Below are 625 nucleotides of genomic sequence, written 5' to 3' on the forward strand. Positions count from 1 at the left end.
AATATGGTGTAAGCATGCTAACTACATAAATTGCAATTAGAATGTAGTAAATTGGTGATTTGTGATCTACTGAGTTAATTAGTTGTGTTAAGTCCATTATTAATATCCCCTTTTTTGTATCTATTTAATTCAGCTTTTAGATATTCGCAACGTGATTTAAGTTGTCTATTCTCATCTTTAAGCTGTGTAATTTGTTTTTCGTAATAATCTTTGACTTCATCAGATGACTTCTTTAAACTTTTAAGCTTTTCATTCATCTTTCTGATACTTTCTTGATTTAACCTAAGTTTTTCATTAGCTTCATCAAGCCTAGCCATTGTGTCAGTTAACTTTAATCTAGCTTCTTTTAATTCTTTTTGAGAACGTTCGTTATCTTCAGTTCTAGCCTGCATTTCAACCTTATATGAATCGATTTGTCTATCAGCGATTTCTTTAATTGACTCAACAGTGAATTCTCTGTCTGCACTATCATTTTGTTTCTTTGCATTCTTCATAGAAGAATAAGCAGAAACGGTTGCAACAGCAAAACCACCTACCGCAATCATTGTGTCGATAGTCATTTCTTACCACCATCCTCTTTTGGACTATGAATAGCCATAAGGATTAGTACAAAAGAAATCGCCCA

General features: G+C 32.5%; 1 protein-coding gene. It reads right to left on the bottom strand.

Features of this window, described 5'->3' with window-relative positions; all coding sequences use genetic code 11:
- Nucleotides 1-74 precede the first annotated feature (74 nt).
- Nucleotides 75-560 carry a hypothetical protein gene (locus tag OEZ61_RS08310; RefSeq protein ID WP_290047389.1) on the bottom strand — a complete coding sequence of 162 codons (486 nt, stop codon included), beginning with the start codon at nucleotides 558-560 and terminating at the stop codon, nucleotides 75-77.
- Between the last annotated feature and the right edge of the window lie 65 nt (nucleotides 561-625).

It is taken from the genome of Apilactobacillus sp. EABW-1NA (assembly GCF_030398685.1).
Classification (GTDB): domain Bacteria; phylum Bacillota; class Bacilli; order Lactobacillales; family Lactobacillaceae; genus Apilactobacillus; species Apilactobacillus waqarii.

Bases quoted from the DNA above. Each gene is read 5' to 3' on its own strand.
- OEZ61_RS08310 (WP_290047389.1), bottom strand. From the start codon at position 560: ATGACTATCGACACAATGATTGCGGTAGGTGGTTTTGCTGTTGCAACC.